The organism is Pseudomonas sp. FW305-96 (genome assembly GCF_058783825.1).
This window is the reverse complement of the sequence record NZ_JBYSYW010000008.1, coordinates 91,114-111,548: the sequence shown is the minus strand read 5'-3', so window position 1 is coordinate 111,548 and position 20,435 is coordinate 91,114. Positions and strand designations below refer to the sequence as shown.

Annotated in this window: 20 protein-coding genes and 1 pseudogene; 13 read left to right on the top strand and 8 right to left on the bottom strand. The window is 61.7% G+C overall.

Annotated features, from left to right (window positions below; all coding sequences use genetic code 11):
- Positions 1 to 95: 95 nt before the first annotated feature.
- The 5 genes from AC3WL2_RS08675 (at position 96) to AC3WL2_RS08655 (ending at position 5,127) form a co-directional block, all read left to right on the top strand.
- Entirely contained in the window at positions 96 to 518 is a 423-nt protein-coding gene (locus AC3WL2_RS08675) for a hypothetical protein (RefSeq protein ID WP_102682573.1), read from the top strand.
- Positions 519 to 616: 98 nt separating this feature from the next.
- Complete coding sequence (locus AC3WL2_RS08670) at positions 617 to 961, top strand: carboxymuconolactone decarboxylase family protein (protein WP_046856072.1); 345 nt, start codon at positions 617 to 619, stop codon at positions 959 to 961.
- Between the two features lie 78 nt (positions 962 to 1,039).
- The gene (locus tag AC3WL2_RS08665) at positions 1,040 to 1,609 is read left to right on the top strand and encodes a GNAT family N-acetyltransferase (RefSeq protein WP_102682574.1); all 570 of its coding nucleotides are present in this window, start codon (positions 1,040 to 1,042) and stop codon (positions 1,607 to 1,609) included.
- A 154-nt stretch (positions 1,610 to 1,763) separates the two neighbouring features.
- A complete protein-coding gene (locus AC3WL2_RS08660; RefSeq protein WP_102682575.1) occupies positions 1,764 to 3,593 on the top strand; it encodes an SLC13 family permease in 1,830 nt (609 codons plus the stop codon).
- 115 nt (positions 3,594 to 3,708) lie between these two features.
- Positions 3,709 to 5,127, top strand: coding sequence for a GGDEF domain-containing protein (locus tag AC3WL2_RS08655; protein ID WP_102682576.1), 1,419 nt, complete (start codon positions 3,709 to 3,711; stop codon positions 5,125 to 5,127).
- A gap of 1 nt (position 5,128) precedes the next feature.
- Here the strand turns inward: AC3WL2_RS08655 and AC3WL2_RS08650 are convergent, their stop codons facing one another.
- Entirely contained in the window at positions 5,129 to 5,890 is a 762-nt protein-coding gene (locus AC3WL2_RS08650; RefSeq protein WP_102682577.1) for a sulfite exporter TauE/SafE family protein, read from the bottom strand.
- Positions 5,891 to 5,991: 101 nt separating this feature from the next.
- Between AC3WL2_RS08650 and AC3WL2_RS08645 the strand changes: the two genes are divergently transcribed.
- Positions 5,992 to 6,909 (top strand): LysR family transcriptional regulator, encoded by a 918-nt coding sequence (locus AC3WL2_RS08645; protein ID WP_102682578.1) that lies wholly within the window; start codon positions 5,992 to 5,994, stop codon positions 6,907 to 6,909.
- 121 nt (positions 6,910 to 7,030) lie between these two features.
- Here AC3WL2_RS08645 and AC3WL2_RS08640 read toward each other — a convergent pair whose 3' ends face one another.
- Positions 7,031 to 7,222 carry a hypothetical protein gene (locus AC3WL2_RS08640; protein WP_031315428.1) on the bottom strand — a complete coding sequence of 64 codons (192 nt, stop codon included), beginning with the start codon at positions 7,220 to 7,222 and terminating at the stop codon, positions 7,031 to 7,033.
- Between the two features lie 611 nt (positions 7,223 to 7,833).
- Here AC3WL2_RS08640 and AC3WL2_RS08635 point away from each other — a divergent pair.
- Positions 7,834 to 8,394: a cysteine hydrolase family protein gene (locus tag AC3WL2_RS08635; RefSeq protein WP_102682579.1), complete on the top strand. Its 561-nt coding sequence runs from the start codon at positions 7,834 to 7,836 to the stop codon at positions 8,392 to 8,394.
- Here AC3WL2_RS08635 and AC3WL2_RS08630 read toward each other — a convergent pair whose 3' ends face one another.
- From AC3WL2_RS08630 to AC3WL2_RS08620, 3 genes are all read right to left on the bottom strand, one after another.
- Positions 8,395 to 8,748 (bottom strand): SH3 domain-containing protein, encoded by a 354-nt coding sequence (locus tag AC3WL2_RS08630; protein WP_102682580.1) that lies wholly within the window; start codon positions 8,746 to 8,748, stop codon positions 8,395 to 8,397.
- Between the two features lie 47 nt (positions 8,749 to 8,795).
- Positions 8,796 to 9,287 (bottom strand): GNAT family N-acetyltransferase, encoded by a 492-nt coding sequence (locus AC3WL2_RS08625; protein ID WP_102682581.1) that lies wholly within the window; start codon positions 9,285 to 9,287, stop codon positions 8,796 to 8,798.
- A gap of 80 nt (positions 9,288 to 9,367) precedes the next feature.
- Positions 9,368 to 10,072 carry an SDR family oxidoreductase gene (locus tag AC3WL2_RS08620; RefSeq protein ID WP_102682582.1) on the bottom strand — a complete coding sequence of 235 codons (705 nt, stop codon included), beginning with the start codon at positions 10,070 to 10,072 and terminating at the stop codon, positions 9,368 to 9,370.
- Between the two features lie 103 nt (positions 10,073 to 10,175).
- Here AC3WL2_RS08620 and AC3WL2_RS08615 point away from each other — a divergent pair, with 103 nt between their 5' ends.
- Both AC3WL2_RS08615 and AC3WL2_RS08610 read left to right on the top strand, forming a co-directional pair.
- Complete coding sequence (locus tag AC3WL2_RS08615) at positions 10,176 to 11,117, top strand: LysR substrate-binding domain-containing protein (protein ID WP_102682583.1); 942 nt, start codon at positions 10,176 to 10,178, stop codon at positions 11,115 to 11,117.
- A gap of 392 nt (positions 11,118 to 11,509) precedes the next feature.
- Positions 11,510 to 11,695 (top strand): hypothetical protein, encoded by a 186-nt coding sequence (locus AC3WL2_RS08610; protein ID WP_102682584.1) that lies wholly within the window; start codon positions 11,510 to 11,512, stop codon positions 11,693 to 11,695.
- Between the two features lie 70 nt (positions 11,696 to 11,765).
- Here the strand turns inward: AC3WL2_RS08610 and AC3WL2_RS08605 are convergent, their stop codons facing one another.
- Positions 11,766 to 13,385 carry a carboxylesterase/lipase family protein gene (locus AC3WL2_RS08605; protein ID WP_102682585.1) on the bottom strand — a complete coding sequence of 540 codons (1,620 nt, stop codon included), beginning with the start codon at positions 13,383 to 13,385 and terminating at the stop codon, positions 11,766 to 11,768.
- Between the two features lie 502 nt (positions 13,386 to 13,887).
- Between AC3WL2_RS08605 and AC3WL2_RS08600 the strand changes: the two genes are divergently transcribed.
- Entirely contained in the window at positions 13,888 to 14,844 is a 957-nt protein-coding gene (locus AC3WL2_RS08600; protein ID WP_102682586.1) for a nucleoside-specific channel-forming protein Tsx, read from the top strand.
- Between the two features lie 295 nt (positions 14,845 to 15,139).
- On the opposite strand, the gene AC3WL2_RS08595 is transcribed toward AC3WL2_RS08600, so the two are convergent.
- Positions 15,140 to 15,508, bottom strand: a complete 369-nt coding sequence (locus AC3WL2_RS08595) for an ArsR/SmtB family transcription factor (protein ID WP_102682587.1) — start codon at positions 15,506 to 15,508, stop codon at positions 15,140 to 15,142.
- Positions 15,509 to 15,555: 47 nt separating this feature from the next.
- Here AC3WL2_RS08595 and AC3WL2_RS08590 point away from each other — a divergent pair, with 47 nt between their 5' ends.
- A complete protein-coding gene (locus AC3WL2_RS08590) occupies positions 15,556 to 16,371 on the top strand; it encodes an alpha/beta fold hydrolase (RefSeq protein ID WP_102682588.1) in 816 nt (271 codons plus the stop codon).
- A gap of 1,192 nt (positions 16,372 to 17,563) precedes the next feature.
- Here AC3WL2_RS08590 and AC3WL2_RS08585 read toward each other — a convergent pair.
- The gene (locus AC3WL2_RS08585; protein ID WP_155952720.1) at positions 17,564 to 17,728 is read right to left on the bottom strand and encodes a hypothetical protein; all 165 of its coding nucleotides are present in this window, start codon (positions 17,726 to 17,728) and stop codon (positions 17,564 to 17,566) included.
- 1,556 nt (positions 17,729 to 19,284) lie between these two features.
- Here AC3WL2_RS08585 and AC3WL2_RS08580 point away from each other — a divergent pair.
- Both AC3WL2_RS08580 and AC3WL2_RS08575 read left to right on the top strand, forming a co-directional pair.
- A pseudogene (locus AC3WL2_RS08580) lies at positions 19,285 to 19,461 on the top strand (IS5/IS1182 family transposase); the annotation flags it as partial.
- A gap of 222 nt (positions 19,462 to 19,683) precedes the next feature.
- A complete protein-coding gene (locus AC3WL2_RS08575) occupies positions 19,684 to 20,391 on the top strand; it encodes a TetR/AcrR family transcriptional regulator (RefSeq protein ID WP_102682591.1) in 708 nt (235 codons plus the stop codon).
- Positions 20,392 to 20,435: the final 44 nt, after the last annotated feature.

The window sequence follows — 20,435 nt, the reverse complement described above, 5'->3', positions numbered from 1 at the left end:
TCTACCAGTTGTGGCGCGTGTTGCTCCTTCCTAGTCTAGCTCCACGCATGAAGCCGACAACGGCTTCAAATGCCAAGAGCAAAGGAGACAACACCATGCAAGCACCTATTCGTATCGTGCCCGATCTCGCATTCGCCCTTGTCAATGGGCGATTCGAACCGCCCTTACCCTCGAAACTCGAAGTATTCGAAGCCAATAACACCCTGTTCACTGACTTGGACGATGGGTTTCTTCTGGAAAGCTATCAATTGCTGAGCCTGGATGCCGAACTTAAGGCGCCAGGTATACGCTTGAGGTTCACTCGGGACGGCGAAGTCAGCAGCGCACACGTATGCATCAGCGATTACCTGTATGAGGCCAAGGTGCTGGATGTCAGTCTCGACGAATGGCAACCAGAAAGGGAAATGGTCGATCTCTCATTCCACCTGCGTGTCACAGTGGGTGGATCCGATTACGATCTGGCTAATGGGCGCTTTGCCCTTGTAGCATCAACCCTGATCGACAGTATCGACACCTGATCGCCCGTTGCCTGCCAAGAGCCAGCGGATTCATCGCACTCTGTTCCTGTGTCTACTAGCCTGAAAGCTCCTGTTTCCAACCTGACAAGGTGAAGACGATGAGCATGATGGACTGGGACGCCTACCGTAAACAGTTGATGGCCGGCATCGGCGATCTCAAGCAACTCTCCCCCGATACCGTGGCCGGCTACATGACCGCCAGTGGCGCCGGGGCCAAGACCAACCACCTGGACGCCAAGACCCGCGAGCTGATCTCCCTGGCCGTGGCCGTCACCACCCGCTGCGACGGCTGCATCGCCGTGCATTCGCAGCAGGCGGTCAAGCATGGCGCCACCCGCGAGGAGATCGCCGAGGCCCTGGGCGTGGCGGTGGCGATGAACGCTGGCGCGGCACTGGTCTACTCGGCCCGGGCCCTGGACGCGGTGGGCAAGGCCGGCGCCTGACACACCAAGGCGTCGCCGCCCTTGCGCGACGACGCCCTGGCACCCAAACTTGGCGGCTCAGCCCGTGCAGGAACCGCCATGATCCAGATTCGCCCCATGACCCCGGAAGACTTCGAGCGCTTCTGGCCGACCTTCCAGGCCATTGTCCAGGCTCGCCAGACCTACGCCTTCGACCCTGCCCTGAACAGTGACCAGGCCCGCACGCTGTGGCTGGAGAACCCGTTGCGCACCCTGGTGGCCGAGGCGGACGGCGAACTGCTTGGTTCCTACTTCCTCAAGGCCAATGCCGCCGGGCCCGGAGCGCACGTGGGCAACTGCGGCTACATGGTGTGCGAAAACGCCCGTGGCCGTGGCGTGGCCAGGCTGATGTGCGAGCATTCGCAGAAGCTCGCCCGCCAGGAAGGCTTCCTGGCCCTGCAGTTCAATTCGGTGGTGGCGACCAACGAAGTGGCCGTGGCGCTGTGGCACAAGCTCGGCTTCGAGACCGTCGGCCGCCTGCCCAAGGCCTACCGTCATGGCGAGCTGGGCCTGGTCGATTGCCTGGTGATGTACAAGTGGCTGGCCGACGAGCCGGTGGTGGAGAAACCGCCGCTGTTGATCGGGCGCAAGAACATCGAGGCGCGGGTGTCGCGGCGACGCGGTCGCTAGCGGCTGCTACAGCGGGCCGCCGAGCGGCCCGCCCCTGCCCCTTGCCGAGTCATCACCCGGCAAAACACTGCAGCACGTCAACGACGCGGTCGCGTCAAGCTGCCACACTAGGGCCATTGCCTTTCGTGCCTGTGTGAAGGAACACCCCCTCCCCATGAACCATGAGCTGCTCTGGGTCCTTGGCCTGCTGGCCGTCGTCGTCGTCCTGTTCATCCTCAACCGCCCGCGCATGGACGTGGTCGCCCTGCTGGTGATCGTCGCCCTGCCGCTGTCGGGCATCCTCACCGTGGAGCAGGCCATGGCCGGCTTCAGCGACCCCAACGTGGTGCTGATCGCCGCGCTGTTCGTGATCGGCGAAGGGCTGGTGCGCACCGGCCTCGCCTACCGCATCGGCGAATGGATGAGCGAGCGCGCCGGCAACAGCGAGGCGCGCCTGCTGGTGCTGCTGATGGTGGCCGTGGCCGGCCTGGGTTCGGTGATGAGTTCCACCGGCGTGGTGGCGATCTTCATCCCGGTGGTGCTGAGCATTGCCGCGCGCCAGCAGCTTTCGCCCAGCCGGCTGATGATGCCGCTGAGCTTCGCCGGCCTGATCAGTGGCATGCTGAGCCTGGTGGCGACACCGCCGAACGTGGTGGTGCACAGCGAGCTGGTGCGCCACGGCGAGAGCGGCTTCGGCTTTTTCAGCTTCACCCCCTTTGGCCTGGTGGTGCTGATGCTCGGTATCGGCTACATGCTGCTGACCCGCCACTGGCTCAACGGCGAGGTGCGCAAGGACGGCCGGGTCGAAAGCCGCCGCACCCTGCTCGACCTGGTGCTGGACTACAAACTCAACGGCCGCGAGCGCCGCCTGCGCATCCGCCCCCATTCGCCGCTGATCGGCCATACCCTCGGCGAGCTGGAGCTGCGCACCCGCCACGGCGCCAACGTGATCGGCATCGAACGCCAGCACAAGTTCACCACCCGGGTGATCGGCGCCGACTCCGGTACCTTGCTGCAGCAGGGCGACGTGCTGTTGCTGGACCTGTTCGCCAACCGCGACGACCTGCGCAGCCTGTGCCAGACCATGCTGCTCGAGCCCCTGCACTTCAAGGCCGCCTACTTCATCGACCAGTCCCAGGAACTGGGCATGGCAGAGATATCGCTGCCGCCGGGCTCACAACTGATCGGCAAGAACATCCTCGAGCTGGCCTTTCGCACCCGCTACGACCTCAACGTGGTCGGCCTGCGCCGTGACCAGCAAGCCATCGAAGGGCAACTGGTGGAAGAAAAGTTGCGCCTGGGCGACACCCTGCTGGTGGTCGGCCCGTGGAAGGCGGTGCGCCAGCTGCAGGGCAAGCCGCGCGACTTCCTGGTACTGAGCCTGCCGGCGGAAATCGACCAGGTCGCGCCGGCACGCGCCCGGGCACCCTATGCGCTGATCAGCCTGGCGGTAATGGTCGGGCTGATGGTCAGCGGCCTGGTGCCCAACGTCATCGCCGCGCTGATCGGCTGCCTGCTGATGGGCGCCGGGCGCTGCATCGACATGAACAGCGCCTACCGCGCCATCCACTGGCAGAGCCTGGTGCTGATCGTCGGCATGCTGCCCTTTGCCCTGGCCCTGCAGAAGACCGGCGGCATCGACCTGGCCGTCGGTGCGCTGGTCGGTGCGCTCGGCGGCGCCGGGCCCAGCGTGATCCTCGCCTGCCTGTTCGCGGTGACGGCGCTGATCGGGCTGTTCATCTCCAATACCGCCACCGCGGTGCTGATGGCCCCGGTGGCGGTGAGCACCGCGCAGCAGCTGGGCATGTCGCCCTACCCGTTCGCCATGACCGTGGCCCTGGCGGCGTCGGCGGCGTTCATGACGCCGGTGTCGTCTCCGGTCAACACCCTGGTGCTGGGGCCCGGCCAGTACCGCTTCGCCGACTTCGTCAAGGTCGGCGTGCCGTTCACCCTGCTGGTGATGCTGGTGACCGTGCTGATGGTGCCGTGGGTGTTCGAGCTGTAGTCGCGGGCACGATCCGGGCCGATTGCGGCGAATTGACATCAATTGACCAGTTGAAAGACACTGACACGACATCGTCCCAGGTGCCTACAGCCGTTTTCCTGGATTCTGTCTTCGCTTGTCGGTCGAGCCCATGGTGTCTCCAGTTCCGTCACGCCTGCTACCCCCGCTGATTCTGTTCGGCTTGACCCTGGCGCTGACTCTGGGCGGCATCCTCGCCCGCCCGATCGAATCTCTGTCGCTGTTCTGGCCGGTGAACGCGGTACTCGCCGGCGTGCTGCTGCGCAACCCACGCCAAGCCAGCCCTGGCGGCTTTGCCCTGGTCTATCTGGCCATGGTCGGTGCCGACCTGGCCTGCGGCAGCGCCTGGCGCCCGGCCTTGTGGTTCAACCTGTGCAACCTCGGCGCCATCGCCACCATCTGGTACCTGATGGCTCGGCTGCCGCGCGTGCATCGTCGCCTGCGCACCCCGCACGGCACTCTGTGCCTGTTCGGTGCCTGCGCCGTCGGTGCGGTGGTCGCCGCGAGCCTGGCCTGCATGATGGCCGCGCCGTGGTTCGAACAATCGCTGCGCGCCACCTGGCTGGCCTGGTTCAGCGAACAGTTCTCCACCAGCGTGCTGGTCCTGCCGGTGCTGCTCACCGCGCCATCGCCCAGGGCCATGACCCGCCCCGGCAGCACCGGCCAGACGGTGCGCCTGGCGCCGTTGCTGGTGCTGTTCGCCTCGCTGAGCGTCAGTATCATCTTCGGCGGGCCCGGCGCCATCGCTTTCCCGATTGCCGCGCTGTTGTGGTGCGCGCTCAGCTATTCGCCCTTTCTCGTGTCGCTGCTGGCCCTCACCGCGGGCAGCACGTTGATCGTCGCCGTGGCGCAGAACCTCATGCACTTCAACATCCCGCAGAGCGAGTCGGGGGTCACTACCTTGATGTCGGCGCGCCTGGGCATCGCCATGCTGGTGCTAGGCCCGCTGGTGCTGGCCTGCGTCAGCAGCGCCAACCGCAGCCTGATGGCGCGCCTGGCGCACCAGGCGACCATCGACCACCTGACCGGGGCCCTCAGCCGCAGCGCCTTCATCCGCCGCGCCCACGCCCTGCTCGACAACCGCCAGCAAGCGCCGCTGACCTTGATGATGCTCGACATCGATCACTTCAAGACCATCAACGACCAGCATGGCCACGCAATCGGCGACCAGGTGCTGCGCCAGTTCGCCATGACCCTGCAGGACCAGCTGCACGATGGCGAGCTGTTCGCCCGCCTGGGCGGCGAGGAGTTCGTCATCGTCGTGCCGGGGCTGGCGCCTGAGCTGGCCAGGTTCACCGCCGAGCGCCTGCGCCGGGCGGTGCAGGACCAGCACATCGCGCAGCCCGGGCAGCCGCTGCGGATCACCGTGAGCATCGGTGTGAGCGGTTGCGCCGCCGGCACCCCGGCGCCCAGCCTCGACGAGCTGCTGGCCAGCGCCGACCAGGCGCTCTACCGGGCCAAGGCCCAGGGCCGTAACCGCGTCGAACAAGCCGATGGGCAGCGCCAGGTGGTGTGAGTCAACCGGCCAGCAGGTCCCAGCTCAGCTTGGCGATCAGCACGCACAGCAGCACCAGGAACAGCCCCCGCACGAACCCGGCGCCCTTGCGCACCGCCAGCCAGGTGCCGGTCAGCGCGCCAAGGACATTGAACAGCGCCATCGGCAGCGCGATGGCCCACAGCACATTGCCCGACGGGATGAAGAACACCAGCGCGGCCAGGTTGGTGGCGATGTTGACCAGCTTCGCCGAGGCCGAGGCATGCAGGAAATCCAGGGCGAAGAAACGGATGAACAGGAAGATCAGGAAACTGCCGGTGCCCGGCCCAAACAGTCCGTCATAGAAGCCGATGGCGCCACCGATCAGCACCGCCAGGCACTGTTCCTTGCGGCCAATGGCCATGGGTTTGTGCAGAGTGCCGAAATCCTTCTTGCAGAAGGTGTAGATGGCCATCAGCACGATCAGCACCAGCACCATCGGCCGCATCACGCTCGCCGGCACCAGGGATACGGTGGCCGCGCCGAGGAACGACATCACGAAGGCGCTCAGCGCCGCTGGCACGATCAACCCCCAGTCCAGCTTGACCTTGCGGATGAACGAACGCGCCGCGAACGTGGTACCGCACACCGAGGCCAGCTTGTTGCTGCCCAGCAGTGCCGCCGGCTGGGCGTTGGGCAGCACGTTGAACAGCGCGGGGATCTGGATCAGCCCGCCACCACCGACGGCAGCGTCGATCAGGCCAGCGGCGAAGGCAAACAGCGAAAGCAGGGCAATATCCATCATCTCGAAGGTCCAGGCGGCACAAAACAGGCTGCCAGACTAATCAAAGCGCCGTGCTTGTGTTGAAATGCCATATTGCGAAAACTGCAACAAGGAGCCCTTGCATGGCGCTGGACATGCTGCGTGAAATACAAGCGTTCGTCAGCGTTGCGCACAAGCGCAGCTTTGTCAGCGCCGCCCGTGCCCTGGGCCGTTCGCCCAGCGCAGTAACTCGTGCGGTGCAGGCGCTGGAGGACAACAGTGGCGCCAAGCTGTTCAACCGCAGCGCCAGCGCGGTGTCATTGACCGAGGCCGGCGAGCGTCTGCTGCCTCACGCCGAACGCTTGCTGGATGTGCAACGTGATGCCGCCGACGAGTTGGCCGCGTTGACCGGCAACGCCAAGGGCTGGATCCGCCTGGCCGCACCCGAGGTTCTGGCCCAGCAGATATTGCCGGGAGTGCTGGCCGAGTTCTCTCGTCGCCACCCTCATGTCACCCTTGACGTGCAGTACAACGATCAGGCTCTGGATCCGCTGCAAGGCAAGCTGGACTTCGTGATCCGCGGAGCCTTCCCACAGTCCAGCGAACTGATCGGTTACCCGCTATGGCGTTACCGCCGCCACCTGTACGCCAGTCCTGAGTACCTGGCGCAGGCCGGCACGCCCCAAGGGCTGGAAGACCTGGAACGGCATGCGCTGATCCTGCACACCGCGCCGCGCATCCTCAAGGCCTGGCATTTCAGCAAGGATGGGCGCATCTCCAGCCTGCGCCCACGGCCGCGGCTGCGCCTGGGCTCAGGGGTGGCAGTACTGCAAACCACCCTGGCGGGCGCCGGCATCGCGCGGCTGGCCGATTGGCTGGGGGAACCGGAGGTGCGAGCCGGACGGTTGGTGCGGGTCTGCCCCGATTTTCACCTGACATCCAGCACCGGGCACGACCCGCAGATGCATGCCGTGTACCCCGCTGGCGACCTGCCGGCACGGGCTCGCGAGCTGCTGCAGGCCCTGCGCGATGCCCGTCCGCGCCTATGGGAACAGCCCTGAACAGGCCTGCTCAATTTCTGCTCAATCTAACAGAGTGCTTGCCAATACTGGCCTGTAGCGTTTTATCCACAGACCTACCCACGATTTTTGTGGACAGTTTCCGCAAGCCTTGAAGGAAAAATTACAAGCGCAGCAAGGCCACGTTGGCCAGCTTGACCAACTCGATCCATTCGCTTGCGCTGATCACACCGGAACGCTCCAACTCTTCGGCACGGCGCAGTGCCTGATCGTAGTCCTCTTCGTGGAGGATGCCCTCGCCGAGAAAACGACCGCGCCACTCCAGCATCGCTGCAGTGCCTTTCTTGCATTCCATAGTGTGTATTGTCTCCAAGGCAAGTGAATGGCCCGTGTGCCCGGGCCCTTTGATTGGGGGCGGGAGATTACACGAGCGACTTGCACTTGAGAACGACTTGCAGCTACCGCTTGTCTAGACGACTGCGGTATTCGGCGGGAAAACCGGGAGGGAAGAGTCTGGCCCGCCATTGCGCCAGGCGGGCCGGGACAGGAAAAAGTTGCGGCTCAGCTTGGCGGAATGGTGCCCAGCAGGCCAATCATGATAGTCAGCAGCAGAAAACCACCCAGAAACAGCGCGAGCTTGCCCATCGGAACCTCTACAGTGTGATGACGTAACGGCGGGGCTGGCCGCTGCGGTAGTGCAGCGGGGCAGCCTGCCCAGCGCACACCGGATTGGAAGGCTGGGCCTGGGCGTATTGTCCGGCAGCGGCTGATACGGTTACAGATTCAGGTTCGTGGAAAAAAAGCGGATCAGATGGTAATCGACCATCGCGGTGCAAGCCCGCTCCCACGAGTGCACAACGTGAGGTCAACGCGGTCGGCGTGGGAGCGGGCTTGCCCCGCGATACATCCGCGCAGGCAACACACCTATGCTACGGTCCGAAGCCCAGACAAGGAGAACCACCGCAAATGACCGCGCTCGCCAGCAACGCCGCCCTGCTGATCATCGACATGCAGAACGGCATCAACCACCCTCGCCTGGGCCGTCGCAACAACCCCGAAGCCGAACAGCGCATCAGCGAACTGCTCGCCTTTTGGCGCGCGAGCAAGCGCCCGGTGGTGCACGTGCGCCATATCTCCCGCGATCCGGATTCGGTGTTCCGGCCAGGTCAGCCCGGCTGCGAGTTCCAGCCCGCCTTCACCCCGCAGGCGAACGAGGCCGTGTTTGAAAAACACCTGCCCGACGCTTTCTGCAACAGCGGCCTGGAACACTGGCTGCACCAGCGCGGCATCCAGCAACTGGTCATCACCGGCGTGATCACCAACAACTCGGTAGAGTCGAGCGCACGCTCGGCGGGCAACCTGGGGTTCGCAACGGTGGTGGTGGGCGACGCCTGCTACAGCTTCGACCAGCATGATCTGCAAGGCCGGCTGTGGCCGGCGGAGGATGTCCATGCCCTGGCGCTGAGCAACCTGGCCATGGACTATGCGCGCGTTCTGGACAGTGCGGCGGTGCTGGCCGCAGGCTGATCACGCCAGCGCGCGCAGCTTGGCCAGCGGCACCCAGCCGAGCTCGCCATTGCTCACCCGGCGACACCAGGCCCAACCATTCAAGGGGCGCAGGCTATCGAGCTGCTGGCCGGGGTCGACGTCCAGTTCATGGGCCGAATAGGCTTCCAGCGCCCTGCCCTGGCCCACGCCCAGCCGTTCGATGAACTGGGCTGGCACCCACCCTGCTGCCTGGCCCTGGCAACTGCACAGGTACCAGTCCTCCCACTGCTCGTCGCCCTCGTAGCGCTGGCCGATCTCCAGCAGCGTGCCACGGGCGAAGGTGATGGGCGCAGGATACTCATTGCGGTGTGTCTCGATCACGACGTACTTCACAGGCCTCTCCCTGGCTGCGAAAAGCGTCGATGCTAGTCGAAGGGCCTCTACAGCACCATGACCATTTCATGCCAGGCCATGCCGCCATGATCGGAAGCCGACGGGCGTACATAGGCGTAGCCCATCTTCTCGTACAACCCGACATGGCGCTCCTTGCACATCAGGTGGATGGTGGCCTTGCCGCGCTCGCGCATCTGCGCGACGAAGCGCGCCATCAACCGGCTGGCATGGCCCTGGCCCTGGTACGCGGGGTCAAGCACCACCGACATGATCACCACATTGGGCGCCTGCGGGTCATGCCCGACCAGTTCCTTGAACGCCTCGTCCGACATCACCACCTGGTCGGCGCAACCGCTGTTGATGAAGCCGATCACCTGGCCCTCGGCCTCCAGCACGAGGAAGCCCTCCGGGTACAGGGCGATGCGCGTGGCGATCTTTTCCCGGGTGGCGGCTTCGTCGCCTTCGTAGGCGCTGGTCTCGATCTGGTAGCAACGATCCACGTCGCTGGAGGCGGCCTGGCGGAATGTCGGTGTGCTCATGGGGGCGGAGTCCGGATAGCGGGAAACAGGGGCGACATCCTAACGGAAGTCGCCGCCCTGCCACAGGCTCGCCATGTCACCTACACCGAACGGGTAATCCCCCCATCGACCCGCAGGTTCTGCCCGGTGATGTAACCCGCGCCCTCGGAGGCAAGGAAGCTGACAGTGGCCGCGATTTCCTCGGCCTTGCCGTACCGCTCCATGGGAATCCGGCTACGGAATTCCTCCTTCTCCGGCAGGCTGTCGATGAAGCCTGGCAGCACGTTGTTCATGCGGATATTCTCGGCCGCGTAACGGTCGGCGAACAGTTTGGTGAAGGCCGCGAGCCCGGCACGGAAGACGCCGGAGGTCGGGAATGCCGGATCCGGCTCGAAGGTGGCGAAGGTCGAGATGTTGATGATGGTCCCGCCCTTTTGCCGCTGCATGATCGGGGTCACCAGGCGGGTCGGGCGCACCACGTTGAGGAAGTACACCTCCATGCCCCGGTGCCAGTCCTCGTCGCTGAGTTCAAGCACCGGCGCACGCGGGCCATGCCCGGCGCTGTTGACCAGCACATCGATACGCCCCCATTGCTGCATCACGGTATCGACCAGACGCTGCAGGTCCTCTGCCGACTGGTTGGAGCCCGTCACACCGATGCCGCCCAGCTCGGCCGCCAGGGCCTCGCCCTTGCCCGAGGACGACAGGATCGCCACCCTGAAACCGTCGGCAGCCAACCGCCGCGCAGCCTCCGCGCCCATGCCACTGCCACCTGCGGTGATGACTGCCACTTTCTGAGAAGACATATGCCGCTCCTTCCGGGAGTTGATCAAGTGGGCCCATGAAGCCAGAATCCGGCTCAACGCACCAATCACGAATACTGGCAGCAGCCTGCAGGAAATCTACTGGATGAGCGCGCCCAAGCGACGCAACGCCCCCGCCATCGTCAATCACCTGGTGGCCTTCGAGGCCGCCGCCCGCCTGGGCAGCTTCCGCGCTGCCGCCGACGAGCTGCATGTCACGCCGGGCGCGGTCGCCCAGCAGGTGCGCACCCTGGAAGACAAACTTGGCCGCCCCTTGTTCGAGCGCCTGCCCCGTGGCCTGCGGCCCAACCGGGACGGCGCCGACTACCTGGCCCGCGTGCGCCTGGCCCTGGAGATCATCGAGGACGCCACCGGCGAACTGCTGGAGCGCGACAACCAGCGCGATCCGCAGCAGGTCCTGCTCAGTACCACCCCCGCCTTCGCCAGCCGCTGGCTGATCCCGCGCCTGGGGCGCCTGGCCGAGGCGCATCCGCAGGTGGCCCTGATGATCGACGCCTCCGACAGTACCCGCCCCCTGAACGGCAAGGGCGCAGTGGACCTGGCCGTGCGCTGGGGAGCGCCGCCCTTCGCCGACGCCTACGCCCTGCCCCTGCTGCCCGGCGTGGCGGTACCGGTGTGCGCGCCGGGGTTGCGCGGTGAGCACCCTTGGCGGCAAGCCGCGGAGCTTGCGCAACACCCGCTGATCTCCGACAGCCACAACAACTGGAAGCGCTGGTTCGACCACTACGCGTTGCCCGGCACACGGTTCAACGGCCCGGTGTTCTCGCAAACCATCCTCGCCATCGAGGCCGCCGAGCAAGGCATGGGCATCGCCTTGGTGCCGCGCCTGCTGGTGGAGAATGCCCTGAAAGCCGGGGCCTTGGTGCTGGCGCTGGAAGGCCATGAATTGCGCAGCGACGCCGGCTTCCACTTGCTGGCCAGCCATGCGCCGCTGGCAGGCTCGGCCGCCGAGCAGGTGGTGAACTGGCTGCTGGCCCAGGTGAACGCTGATGCTCAAGCACTTTCAAATCATGACTCTTTGATTTAGCGGGCTTTAGTAATCTGCGTGGGAGCGGCCACAACCTGCCGCAGGAAGCGCCCGAGGCGTTCGTCAAGGCGGTGGTGGATGCGGACCACCTCTAGGGGCAATTGCAACATATCGTTTCAGTGGCGCGTGTTGGGTGCCGGGCAACACGGATTATCGCTACGACCCGTCTTTTACGCGGCAGGCCTTGTACTTCGGGGCCTGCCGCAAAATGAGCGGAAGCATCCCGAAACACTCACCCAAGCCATCCTGTAAGACGCCTCTTTTGTCGATGTAGGACGTTTCTACGGGATTGTGAGCCAGTGTATGAATAATCAGTATTGGCGGGAGAATTGACCTGATACCGTCGAGCCTTTCTTACAACGGCACGGATGCCCACGACCAACGAGTACAGCATGGACAACTACGACAGCTCGGCACTTGGACTGCAAAAATGCCTGTTGAACCTGCGAAGGGATCATGCCCGGATGAAGGCGTCAGGAGAGCTGGAAAGAGCGGCGATACTGGCGCAGGTGATCGGGCGAATGGAACAGGGATTGAAGGAGGCTTCCCAGGGGAGGAAGCCCGAGACGTTGCAGTGAAGTGATGCCCGGCGGATGGCGATGGATATGCGGTGCTCCGCGCACCCCATCGCTCATCCCCGAAGCAGGGTCAACAGCCAGGCGGCATTGCCGAAGGCGCCCGCAGACCAACGTTCCAGTTCCAGGGTACGCCGCCCTCCTTGAAGCGACGGCACACCACCTCATCGTTCAACTCGAACATGCCCTTGGCCAGATGTCGGCCTGCTCGCGGAACGTCTTCAAAAGCAAGGTAGTTGCGGTCTTGCCCATAGGCCAGCCATTGCGCCTGCCCCTCGGCCCGCGGCTGGCCCGTGCGGATGAACGAACCCCAGTATTGGTTCAAGGCTTCGCTGAAGCGCGCCTCGCCACGGGTCAGCGGAGGGCGCGGCCAAGCGGCCGGCGTACGGTCGAAGGTAGCGAAAATGTAGGGGATTTCCGCCGCATGGAACGCGTGAAGCTTGGCTTCGTTGGTCGCGCGGTAAGCGTGATCGAAGTAATAGAAGTAGGCAGGCTGGCCAAGTTCGGTCTGTTTGCGCACCAGCTTCTCGGCCGTCCAGCCGTACATGGCGTCCCGAACGGCGGTCTGGACACTTTCTGTCATCGCGGATGACGGATGCTGACGCAGGAACGCATCGGCAAGGTCCCCATACCGTGCCCGGATGGTGGCTTCATACGCCTGCGCAGTGGCCGGAGCCGGCGGAGCCAGGAACGGCAACGAGCGGATTTCGCCGTCATTGAAGCCCGCCAGCAGCGGTACCGGTGCCTGCTCGCCGCGGTTGAAGGTCTCGACAAGCTGGCGCGGCAGAATCTTGCCATCGACAGTCCCCGATGGCATGAAATGGATTGCCTCGGCAGCCCTGACCAGCGCCATTGCCTCCATCTTGCGCAGGCCCGCGATATCCAGCTTCAGGCGCTGCGCCAATCGCCGGCCGCTCTCCTGTGCCGGTACATCGCCATGGCTGGAGCGTTGCAACTCAGGCGTGGAGATCATGTAGGCGCTCTGCGCCACAGCCTTGTGAAACAGCCCTCGCGCCTGGGGCGAAGCCATCAGGTAGAGCACGCTGAGACCACCTGCGGATTCCCCCGCGATGCTTACATTGGATGGATCACCACCAAAAGCCGCGATGTTGTCACGCACCCATTTCAGCGCCTGGATCTGATCAAGCAAGCCATAGTTGCCCGAAATACCCTCAAGGTTCTCGGCGCTCAATTCAGGGTGGGCCAAGTAGCCCAGCACGCCGAGACGGTAGTTGATCGTCACCACAACCACGCCCTGGGCGGCCAGCGCCGCACCATCATAAAGGCCATCGTTGCCGGCACCGGCCATCAGGCTGCCGCCGTGGATCCAGACCATGACCGGCGCCTTCTCGACCTTCACCGGCGCCCAGATGTTGAGGTACAGGCAGTCCTCGGACATCTTGGCCAGCGCTGGCGCGTAAAGGCTCGGGGTGGCCGGCCTTGGCTGGGGGCAAGCGGCGGCGAAATCGTCCGCGACACGCGTCTGTGTCCAGGCCGACAGCGCCACCGGCGCCCGCCAGCGCAGCGGACCGACCGGCGCCTGGGCGTAGGGCAAGCCCTTGTAGGCGGTCACGTTGTCGATGACGACACCCTGGACCGGCCCTGCCGGTGCCTGGACCAGCGTCTGCGCGACGGACTCCGCCGAGACCGCCAATAGAACACTCAGTACCCCCAGGTGCAGCCTCTTGATCATGGTCGATCTCATCCTGCGTTCTCCTTGCGAGACTTAAATGATGCAACACGCCAGCGGCCCGGCCAGGGCTCGGACAGTTCGGGAAACTGCCCCACAGCCGAAACCGTGGGGCATCCTTGTCATGGATACCCTCCCTGGCGGCAAGCGAAGCCCAGCGCGGCCTCGGCCTACTCGTTTCCTCCTTGGACACACATGCCTTCCATGGGCGGCGGCCATCCTAGAACCCATTTTTTGCTGGATTATTTCAATCGAACGGGTTGTTGCGACGCAGGGCGATCAGACCCCTCCATGCGCTCATGCGCACGCGCCATGCCCGATTTCAGCGCGTTTTTCTAACCCAATGATCAGCTCAAACGCCGAATCGGCTTTTAATTCAAAGACCTCGGGTGATTTGGTACAGACTATGCAAACGTTTGCTCCGAGCCATTGAGCGAACAATCGCTGCAGCTCTCGACACATCGCAGCCCCCAGGGGCTTACCACTGCATGAACAAGGATTTTCAATGCACCGACCGTCTTTACCCGCAACGGCCCGCTCCCCCCTGGCTGCCAAACTGCTACTGGGCGCTGTTACGGGACTACTCAGCGTCACCACCCAGGCCCAGGATAATCCCCCCAGCGAGTCGGCCCAGGGAGAGACCTTGAGCCCGGCCGCCGCGCCGGCCAAATCGGGACCCTACCTGTCGGACTGGTACAACCAGAACTTCACCCTGATCGGCACCAAGGACATCAGTTTCGGCCCCCGCCCTGTCGACGATATCTACCTCGAATACGAGTACTTCGGCCGCAAGGGGCCGTTCGAGCTGTACGGCTACATCGACATCCCGAAGATCCTCGATATCGGCAACAGCCATGACAAAGGCGCGTGGGACCACGGCTCACCGCTGTTCATGGAGCATGAGCCGCGGATCTCCATCGACTACCTGGCCGGACGCAGCCTGGCCGTCGGCCCGTTCAAGGAGTGGTACGTAGCTTTCGACTGGATCTACGACCACGGCAGCAACAGCGCCAACCGTGCCAATACCCTCTACAGCGGCCTGGGCACCGACATCGACACCCATTCGCGGGTCAACCTGTCGGCCAACTTCTACGGCCGCTACCAGTGGGAAAACTATGGCGCCAGCAACGAGTATTCGTGGGACGGTTACCGGGCCCAGCTCAAGTACATCGTGCCCCTCGGCAAGTTCGACAACGGCGCCTCGCTGACCTATATCGGTTTCACCAACTTCGATTTCGGCTCGGACCTGCACAAGGACAATCCCAACCGCACGGCCAATGCCACGGTATCCACCAACGTGTTGCTGTACGCCTTCACCCACCTGCGCTTCACCCTGGTGGGCCGCCATTTCCACAATGGCGGCAACTGGCAGGACGGCAGCCAGCTGAATTTCGGTGACGGCGATTTCCGCGGTCGGTCCGATGGCTGGGGGTATTACGCCGGGGTTGGTTATCAGTTCTGATTACCTGGGCCATGGAAGCTTGCATGCGCGTGATGCACCGTCTATCCCCATGCTCGCTTTCAAGGCCCGAGCCACCTGACCCGCTGGCGCTGCCCGCCACCGCCTTATGGTTTTCTGGTCGACTCGGGCTTGATGCCGCCCATCAAGAAAACGGCCGCTGGCCCTATCAGCCAACTCACCGTCGTGCCGGGGCTGACCGTCGGAATCATAAAATAAGCGGCCAACAGGGCTACTCCTGCCCATATACGTCTGCGTGGCGTGAACCACTCTCGGACCTTATCCAATCTTTTGCCCATTAGCGCTCACTCTCCCTATCGCCTGCCGTACTGCGAGGTTCCAGGGGACCAAGATGGCCGGGCGGCGACAACTCAAGCCTGAGCCACTCCAGGTACTCGAGAATCTCAGCGTCATTACGTTTGCAATATGACCATTTATGCTGCTTTGAAACCGATATGAACCCCGCCTGCTTGAGAATTTCAAGGTGCCGGCTCGCTGTGGGCTGGGCAATACCCAACGCACTTGCGATAAGGGTCATGCAGACGCCGAACTCGACGGGGTCTGCCGACCATTGATCGGCGAAGTGCTCACGCGGCGCTGCGAGCAAGCGAAGGATCGCCATGCGGACCTCACTGCTCATCGCTTTCATCTGTGTTGATCTGTCCATGCCCGCATCATATAGTCATTTAGCTAAATGACAATGTGAGGTGAGCCATGTTGGATCTACCCTACGCATCGAGCATCGAAGGCAACACCGTCAGATGGGGGAAATTGGGGACAGGCGTGCCGCTGGTCGCTATCCACGGCACCCCCTTCTCTTCGCAGGTATGGAGGCGCGTCATACCGCACCTCGCTGACCGCAGAACCGTGTATTACTTCGACCTGGTTGGCTATGGCCTGTCTGAAATGCGGGAGGGCCAGGACGTTTCATTGGCGATTCAGAACAACGTCATGGCTGCGCTTTTCGAGGAGTGGGGCATCGAACGCCCCGACGTCCTGGCCCATGATTTTGGCGGCGCGACAGCGCTGCGCGCGTACTACCTGAACGGTCTGCGCTATGCGTCCCTCACCCTTTTTGATGCGGTGGCCCTGGCCCCCTGGGGCTCGGCGTTCGTACAACATGTCCGTCAACATGAGGCCGCTTTTTCCGGGATGCCCGACTACATGCACCGCGCACTGCTGGCCGCCTATCTGCAAACCTCTGCGGCCAATCCACTCAGTGACGAAGCCCTGCAGGTTTACAGCGCACCATGGCTGGGGCCGATTGGCCAGGCGGCCTTTTACCGCCAGATCGCGCAGATGGATCAGGTCTATACCGAGGAAATTGAACCGCTTTACGGGAAGCTGGATTGCCCCGTGTCAGTACTTTGGGGCGCGGAGGACGCCTGGATTCCGTATTCCCAAGGGGAGCGTCTTGCAGAGCTTATTTCCCAGCAGCCCTGCGCGCGAGTGGAGAACTCAGGCCACCTGATGCAGGAAGACAGGCCGGAAGCGATTGTAGCTGGGGTCTTGAAGCAGATTGAGCCTTGAGAGGTTCGCTGATCTTCTTCGGGCCAGTCGCACGGACCATCACCCGCCAAGAAGTCGAAAAGCTTTCCCCTCTTGAACTGGCCGAGGGTTAAAAGCGATTGCGAGCCTTTGGGTGGACACCCGAGCAAATCGCCAAGAAGGTTTTCCGGCAATCCGTGAAGGATCATAAAAAAGGCCCAGCCCAAAGCTGACGCTATAGCAAAGAACTCCAAGATTGCTTTGGTATCGACCTCCTTCAATTACTCAAGTGGGCGCTTGTCATGGCTATAAGGCGCATTGTTGGATGCCCGCGATGAGTCCGGCGGGCCTTGCCTGTGATCGCCTCGAAAGGGCCGGTTTTTGAGGTTGTCATCATGCTCCTCTGCTCGTGCTCTTCTGCTCAGATCGTCAAAAACGTCTGGAGAACCATTACTTTCAGATGGCTTGCCCCTCAACCTGTCACTATCTATCCCATACCTATCTCTGGTCATACACACCTCTCAACGCTCAGAAATTCCGAGCTAACTTAGTATGCACCCATAGCAATTGAAGAAATTATTTATCAGACCACCGGACATGACTGAACGAAACAAGGGAATTACGTTCACACGAACGCTACAGCCATGAATGACGTGCAATTCAAGAAGCTGCAGACCGATTTATGCAGTGCGCGATCGTCGGCGAAAAATGCGCAAGCCTATTGCAATGACCCAGTGGCCGAACAGTTCGATCATTGAAATCAACCTAATCAGGCGTATATCCGCCCCATCCCGCTGCAGTACTCTCCTCACTAGGCTGTTCGTACAGCTATATGCCGGCAAGGCACCATCGTACCCACAGCAAGCTCAAATGCGAAAAGCAGACCTACCTCCGCCCACCCATCACGAATGCTTTCGCCCGCAGCCCCAGACCAAGGCTCGACTCATAGCTCCGTTCGACCTGAAGTTGCAAGGCACCTGTGCAGTTCGGTCGTTATTTTTGCAGCGCCCTCCTATAAATATTTGTGTTTCATCAGTCCGCGAAGTTTGGGCTTGCACGTCGATACTTCTGCAGCCTTCAAGAACTTCGTCGTAATGACGAAAGCGAAGTGCTGGGCTTACCCAAAAGAGGGATAGATATTCATTTCGCTTAAATGCGACCAATGGGCGAATAACGCCCCCGAGTCACTGCACCCTAGAAAGCCGCCTTTTGAAGACGGCTCTGACCATCGTGATCACGATTTTACAGATTGCCCTTTGGCCCAGTGGGCCTTAGGTAAGCTTCGGTTAAAGCCGCTGACACCTGAGGGGACATTCTGAATTTCCCCGCCTTTGGATAAGAACTGTTCAATCTTTTGCTTCAGATGCAAATGCGCCTGATGCGTCGCGGATTCGTACATGTTCTTACCCCTTCGATGAGCCGGACGAATGCCGACTCGCTCCCCAATATACCCCCTTTACCCCGATTGCAGGCTAAAGACGCGATCGGGAACACGGTGTACGCGAAAGCGGTGGGTGAGCTGAAGGACGCCATGGACTTGGCATATTTGACGGTCCAGCGTCCGGCAGACGTACTGCAATGATCAGGGACGACATCGAGGACAAGGCCCTCGGCATAAAGCAGCAGAAGGCCCAAAAGAAGCTGCGGATCATGCTTGAGGTGGACGGAGTAGAGAGCAGTTTGGGCCGCTGATCAGAAAGATCCTGGAGAGCAACGCTCCGCACCGCTTCCCATACCTCTGCTGACTGATAACGATAAACGTGGCACGCCACCGATGCTTCGCCACCGATGGGACGATGCCCAGAACGCCACGAAGGAAGCTGTAGTAGCCGGAGACCAGGTGCTAGCGGGCCGGATCAGCCAATCCAGTTCCGCGACATTCGCCCGAAGGCGGTCTCGGAAATCACCAATGTCGACCATGTCAGCCTGCTGCTTGGCCATATCAAGGGCGACATCGCAGAGCGGGTTTCGCCGAGTTGGAGCCCTGGAGAAACCCAACAAATAGGGAAAGTGTCGGAAGCGCTTCCCATTCCCAAGGGTGTTCCCATGGGTAGTTTTACCATGCCCCAAAAACGCAAAAAACCCTGAAAAATCAGGGCTTTGAATGTGGCGGAAGCGTAGAGATTCGAACCCTTAACTAAGGTACCCCCTCAATTCCGGGGAACCGCTCCAGCAAGAAAAATACTACACCAACCCATCCAGCCCAGCAATACCGGGGCCTCCCCTTACGGGACAGCTCGGTGGCCAAGCATGCACCTGACTGCATACTTACAATTTCTCAAAAAATCATGCACTTGCTGTTGTCTGACACCGTCCACTCTTTCTGGCTCATACCGGCGGGCTAGGCTACCTGACTCCAACTGATTCTGGTCGTCGCGTAGCATGTCAAACCTGACTGCAGGAGGGGCTGCTCCCCTTCATTTCACCCATCATCGGCGACTAGTAGCCGACTGAAAGCTGACGTACTGAGCGCAAGCGGACTCACCTGGCTAGCCGCCTTTGTAGCACTGGCATCTAGTTGAGAAGCTTAGGCTCACCCATAAACTCAAGCCAATCCGTGTTGAACGCCGACGAGGAAGTGACCATGCCCAGGCTAGATAGCGCTGATTCATCAATCCGGTTGGGCGTCGAAGATTTCAAAGCCATTGCGACTGACGAGACTCGTACACTGTCAGTCAATCTCGCGACAGACATGCTTTGAGGTTCAAGGTCAATCTCCAAGAGCTGAGCCCAGCGAGCTCTCAAGAAGCGTTGCTCAAGCAGAATGTGCCCCCTCCCTAAATGCCTGCGGCAGCCTTGGTGGATGGGCATGGGTGGAAAAACGGAGGATGTTGCAATCATCAGCCAACGCCTTGATAGTCAGGGTATTACCGGCATCGACTGGAAGCTCTTGAGAATGTTGACGATGATGTGCAACGGCGTTGAGCACTATTTTTCACTCTGCCTGCATCAGACCTGTTTGATGGGCCCAAGTACCGGCAGCACAGCAACATTGAGCGCATGTTTGGCTGGCTGCAGGAGAACCGTCGGATCGTAACGCGGTTTGAGACGCTCGCGAAAAGCTACGCCGCCATGGCCTCACTGGCTTGTTCCATGTGGTGCTTGCGGCATCTCTTTTCGTATAGAGCCTAGGCCCAGCGGGAATCGCCGCTGAGACTGTGAGCTGCTATTCGCGACAATGGTGCTACTCCACCTGGTCATCGGACGATGCCTGCGTCACACATTGACCGCCAGGGCTATCGGGTCATTCCCTCTTAGCGAGACGAATAGGACAACGCCTATCAGCGTTTGCCCACATCTGCGTCGAAACGTATCATCTGCCGTCCCGCGCTCAGCCACATCAGCACCACGACTATGTCCCAATCCCATACTCACTCCCATCCTCTTGCAGTCGCAATTATCGAAGCGACAGCGAAGCTGATTGCCGACGTTGGGATAGGCGGTGCAACGGTCAGAAATATCGCGAAGCACGCGGATGTTTTGCCTCCTCAAATCTACAAGCACGTTGGGAACATCGATCAGCTGATGAATGCCGCAGCTTTTCATATGTGGCGAAATCATCCACACAAGGAAACCTGCACGCGTGATTCGATCGACAGACTCTACATGGCGATCGAGAGATTTATCGACTTCGGCCTGACCTACCCAGACCTATATCTACATGTCAGCAAACCTCGTGAAGTCAAGGGTTCAAGCTTTTGGAGCGCTCAGGTTGATGAACTGAGAGGATGCATCAGAGAGGTAGCCAAGGCGGGCCTATTGCACGTCAGCGAGAAACAAGCCTTGGAGCTTATCCAACCTTTCAGTGTCGGAATGATCTTCACTTGTCTGCACCATACCAGTCGTACTTCAGACATCTGCTGGCTAGCGCGTCAAGCAGTCAAGCCCTTGCTAAAAAAGGGAACGCAGCGCTCATCCTCTAACGAGGACGCCCCCGATCCCATCAGGAAGGCTCCCACACTCGCCGCAGAGCTAAAAGCCAATCTAGGCGTTGTAAAAACGCTGACCCTCGGAGAGCGCGCCCTGATGCGCGAATGGCTTGACCGAATCGCGTCAACATAAAGCCTACCCTCACTTCCTAACTGCAATCCCCCCGAAAAAACATC

Coding starts and splice junctions, on each gene's coding strand:
- AC3WL2_RS08675 (WP_102682573.1), top strand. CDS start 96: ATGCAAGCACCTATTCGTATCGTGCCCGATCTCGCATTCGCCCTTGTC.
- AC3WL2_RS08670 (WP_046856072.1), top strand. CDS start 617: ATGAGCATGATGGACTGGGACGCCTACCGTAAACAGTTGATGGCCGGC.
- AC3WL2_RS08665 (WP_102682574.1), top strand. CDS start 1,040: ATGATCCAGATTCGCCCCATGACCCCGGAAGACTTCGAGCGCTTCTGG.
- AC3WL2_RS08660 (WP_102682575.1), top strand. CDS start 1,764: ATGAACCATGAGCTGCTCTGGGTCCTTGGCCTGCTGGCCGTCGTCGTC.
- AC3WL2_RS08650 (WP_102682577.1), bottom strand. CDS start 5,890: ATGATGGATATTGCCCTGCTTTCGCTGTTTGCCTTCGCCGCTGGCCTG.
- AC3WL2_RS08645 (WP_102682578.1), top strand. CDS start 5,992: ATGGCGCTGGACATGCTGCGTGAAATACAAGCGTTCGTCAGCGTTGCG.
- AC3WL2_RS08640 (WP_031315428.1), bottom strand. CDS start 7,222: ATGGAATGCAAGAAAGGCACTGCAGCGATGCTGGAGTGGCGCGGTCGT.
- AC3WL2_RS08635 (WP_102682579.1), top strand. CDS start 7,834: ATGACCGCGCTCGCCAGCAACGCCGCCCTGCTGATCATCGACATGCAG.
- AC3WL2_RS08625 (WP_102682581.1), bottom strand. CDS start 9,287: ATGAGCACACCGACATTCCGCCAGGCCGCCTCCAGCGACGTGGATCGT.
- AC3WL2_RS08620 (WP_102682582.1), bottom strand. CDS start 10,072: ATGTCTTCTCAGAAAGTGGCAGTCATCACCGCAGGTGGCAGTGGCATG.
- AC3WL2_RS08615 (WP_102682583.1), top strand. CDS start 10,176: ATGAGCGCGCCCAAGCGACGCAACGCCCCCGCCATCGTCAATCACCTG.
- AC3WL2_RS08610 (WP_102682584.1), top strand. CDS start 11,510: ATGGACAACTACGACAGCTCGGCACTTGGACTGCAAAAATGCCTGTTG.
- AC3WL2_RS08605 (WP_102682585.1), bottom strand. CDS start 13,385: ATGATCAAGAGGCTGCACCTGGGGGTACTGAGTGTTCTATTGGCGGTC.
- AC3WL2_RS08600 (WP_102682586.1), top strand. CDS start 13,888: ATGCACCGACCGTCTTTACCCGCAACGGCCCGCTCCCCCCTGGCTGCC.
- AC3WL2_RS08595 (WP_102682587.1), bottom strand. CDS start 15,508: ATGGACAGATCAACACAGATGAAAGCGATGAGCAGTGAGGTCCGCATG.
- AC3WL2_RS08590 (WP_102682588.1), top strand. CDS start 15,556: ATGTTGGATCTACCCTACGCATCGAGCATCGAAGGCAACACCGTCAGA.
- AC3WL2_RS08585 (WP_155952720.1), bottom strand. CDS start 17,728: ATGTACGAATCCGCGACGCATCAGGCGCATTTGCATCTGAAGCAAAAG.
- AC3WL2_RS08575 (WP_102682591.1), top strand. CDS start 19,684: ATGTCCCAATCCCATACTCACTCCCATCCTCTTGCAGTCGCAATTATC.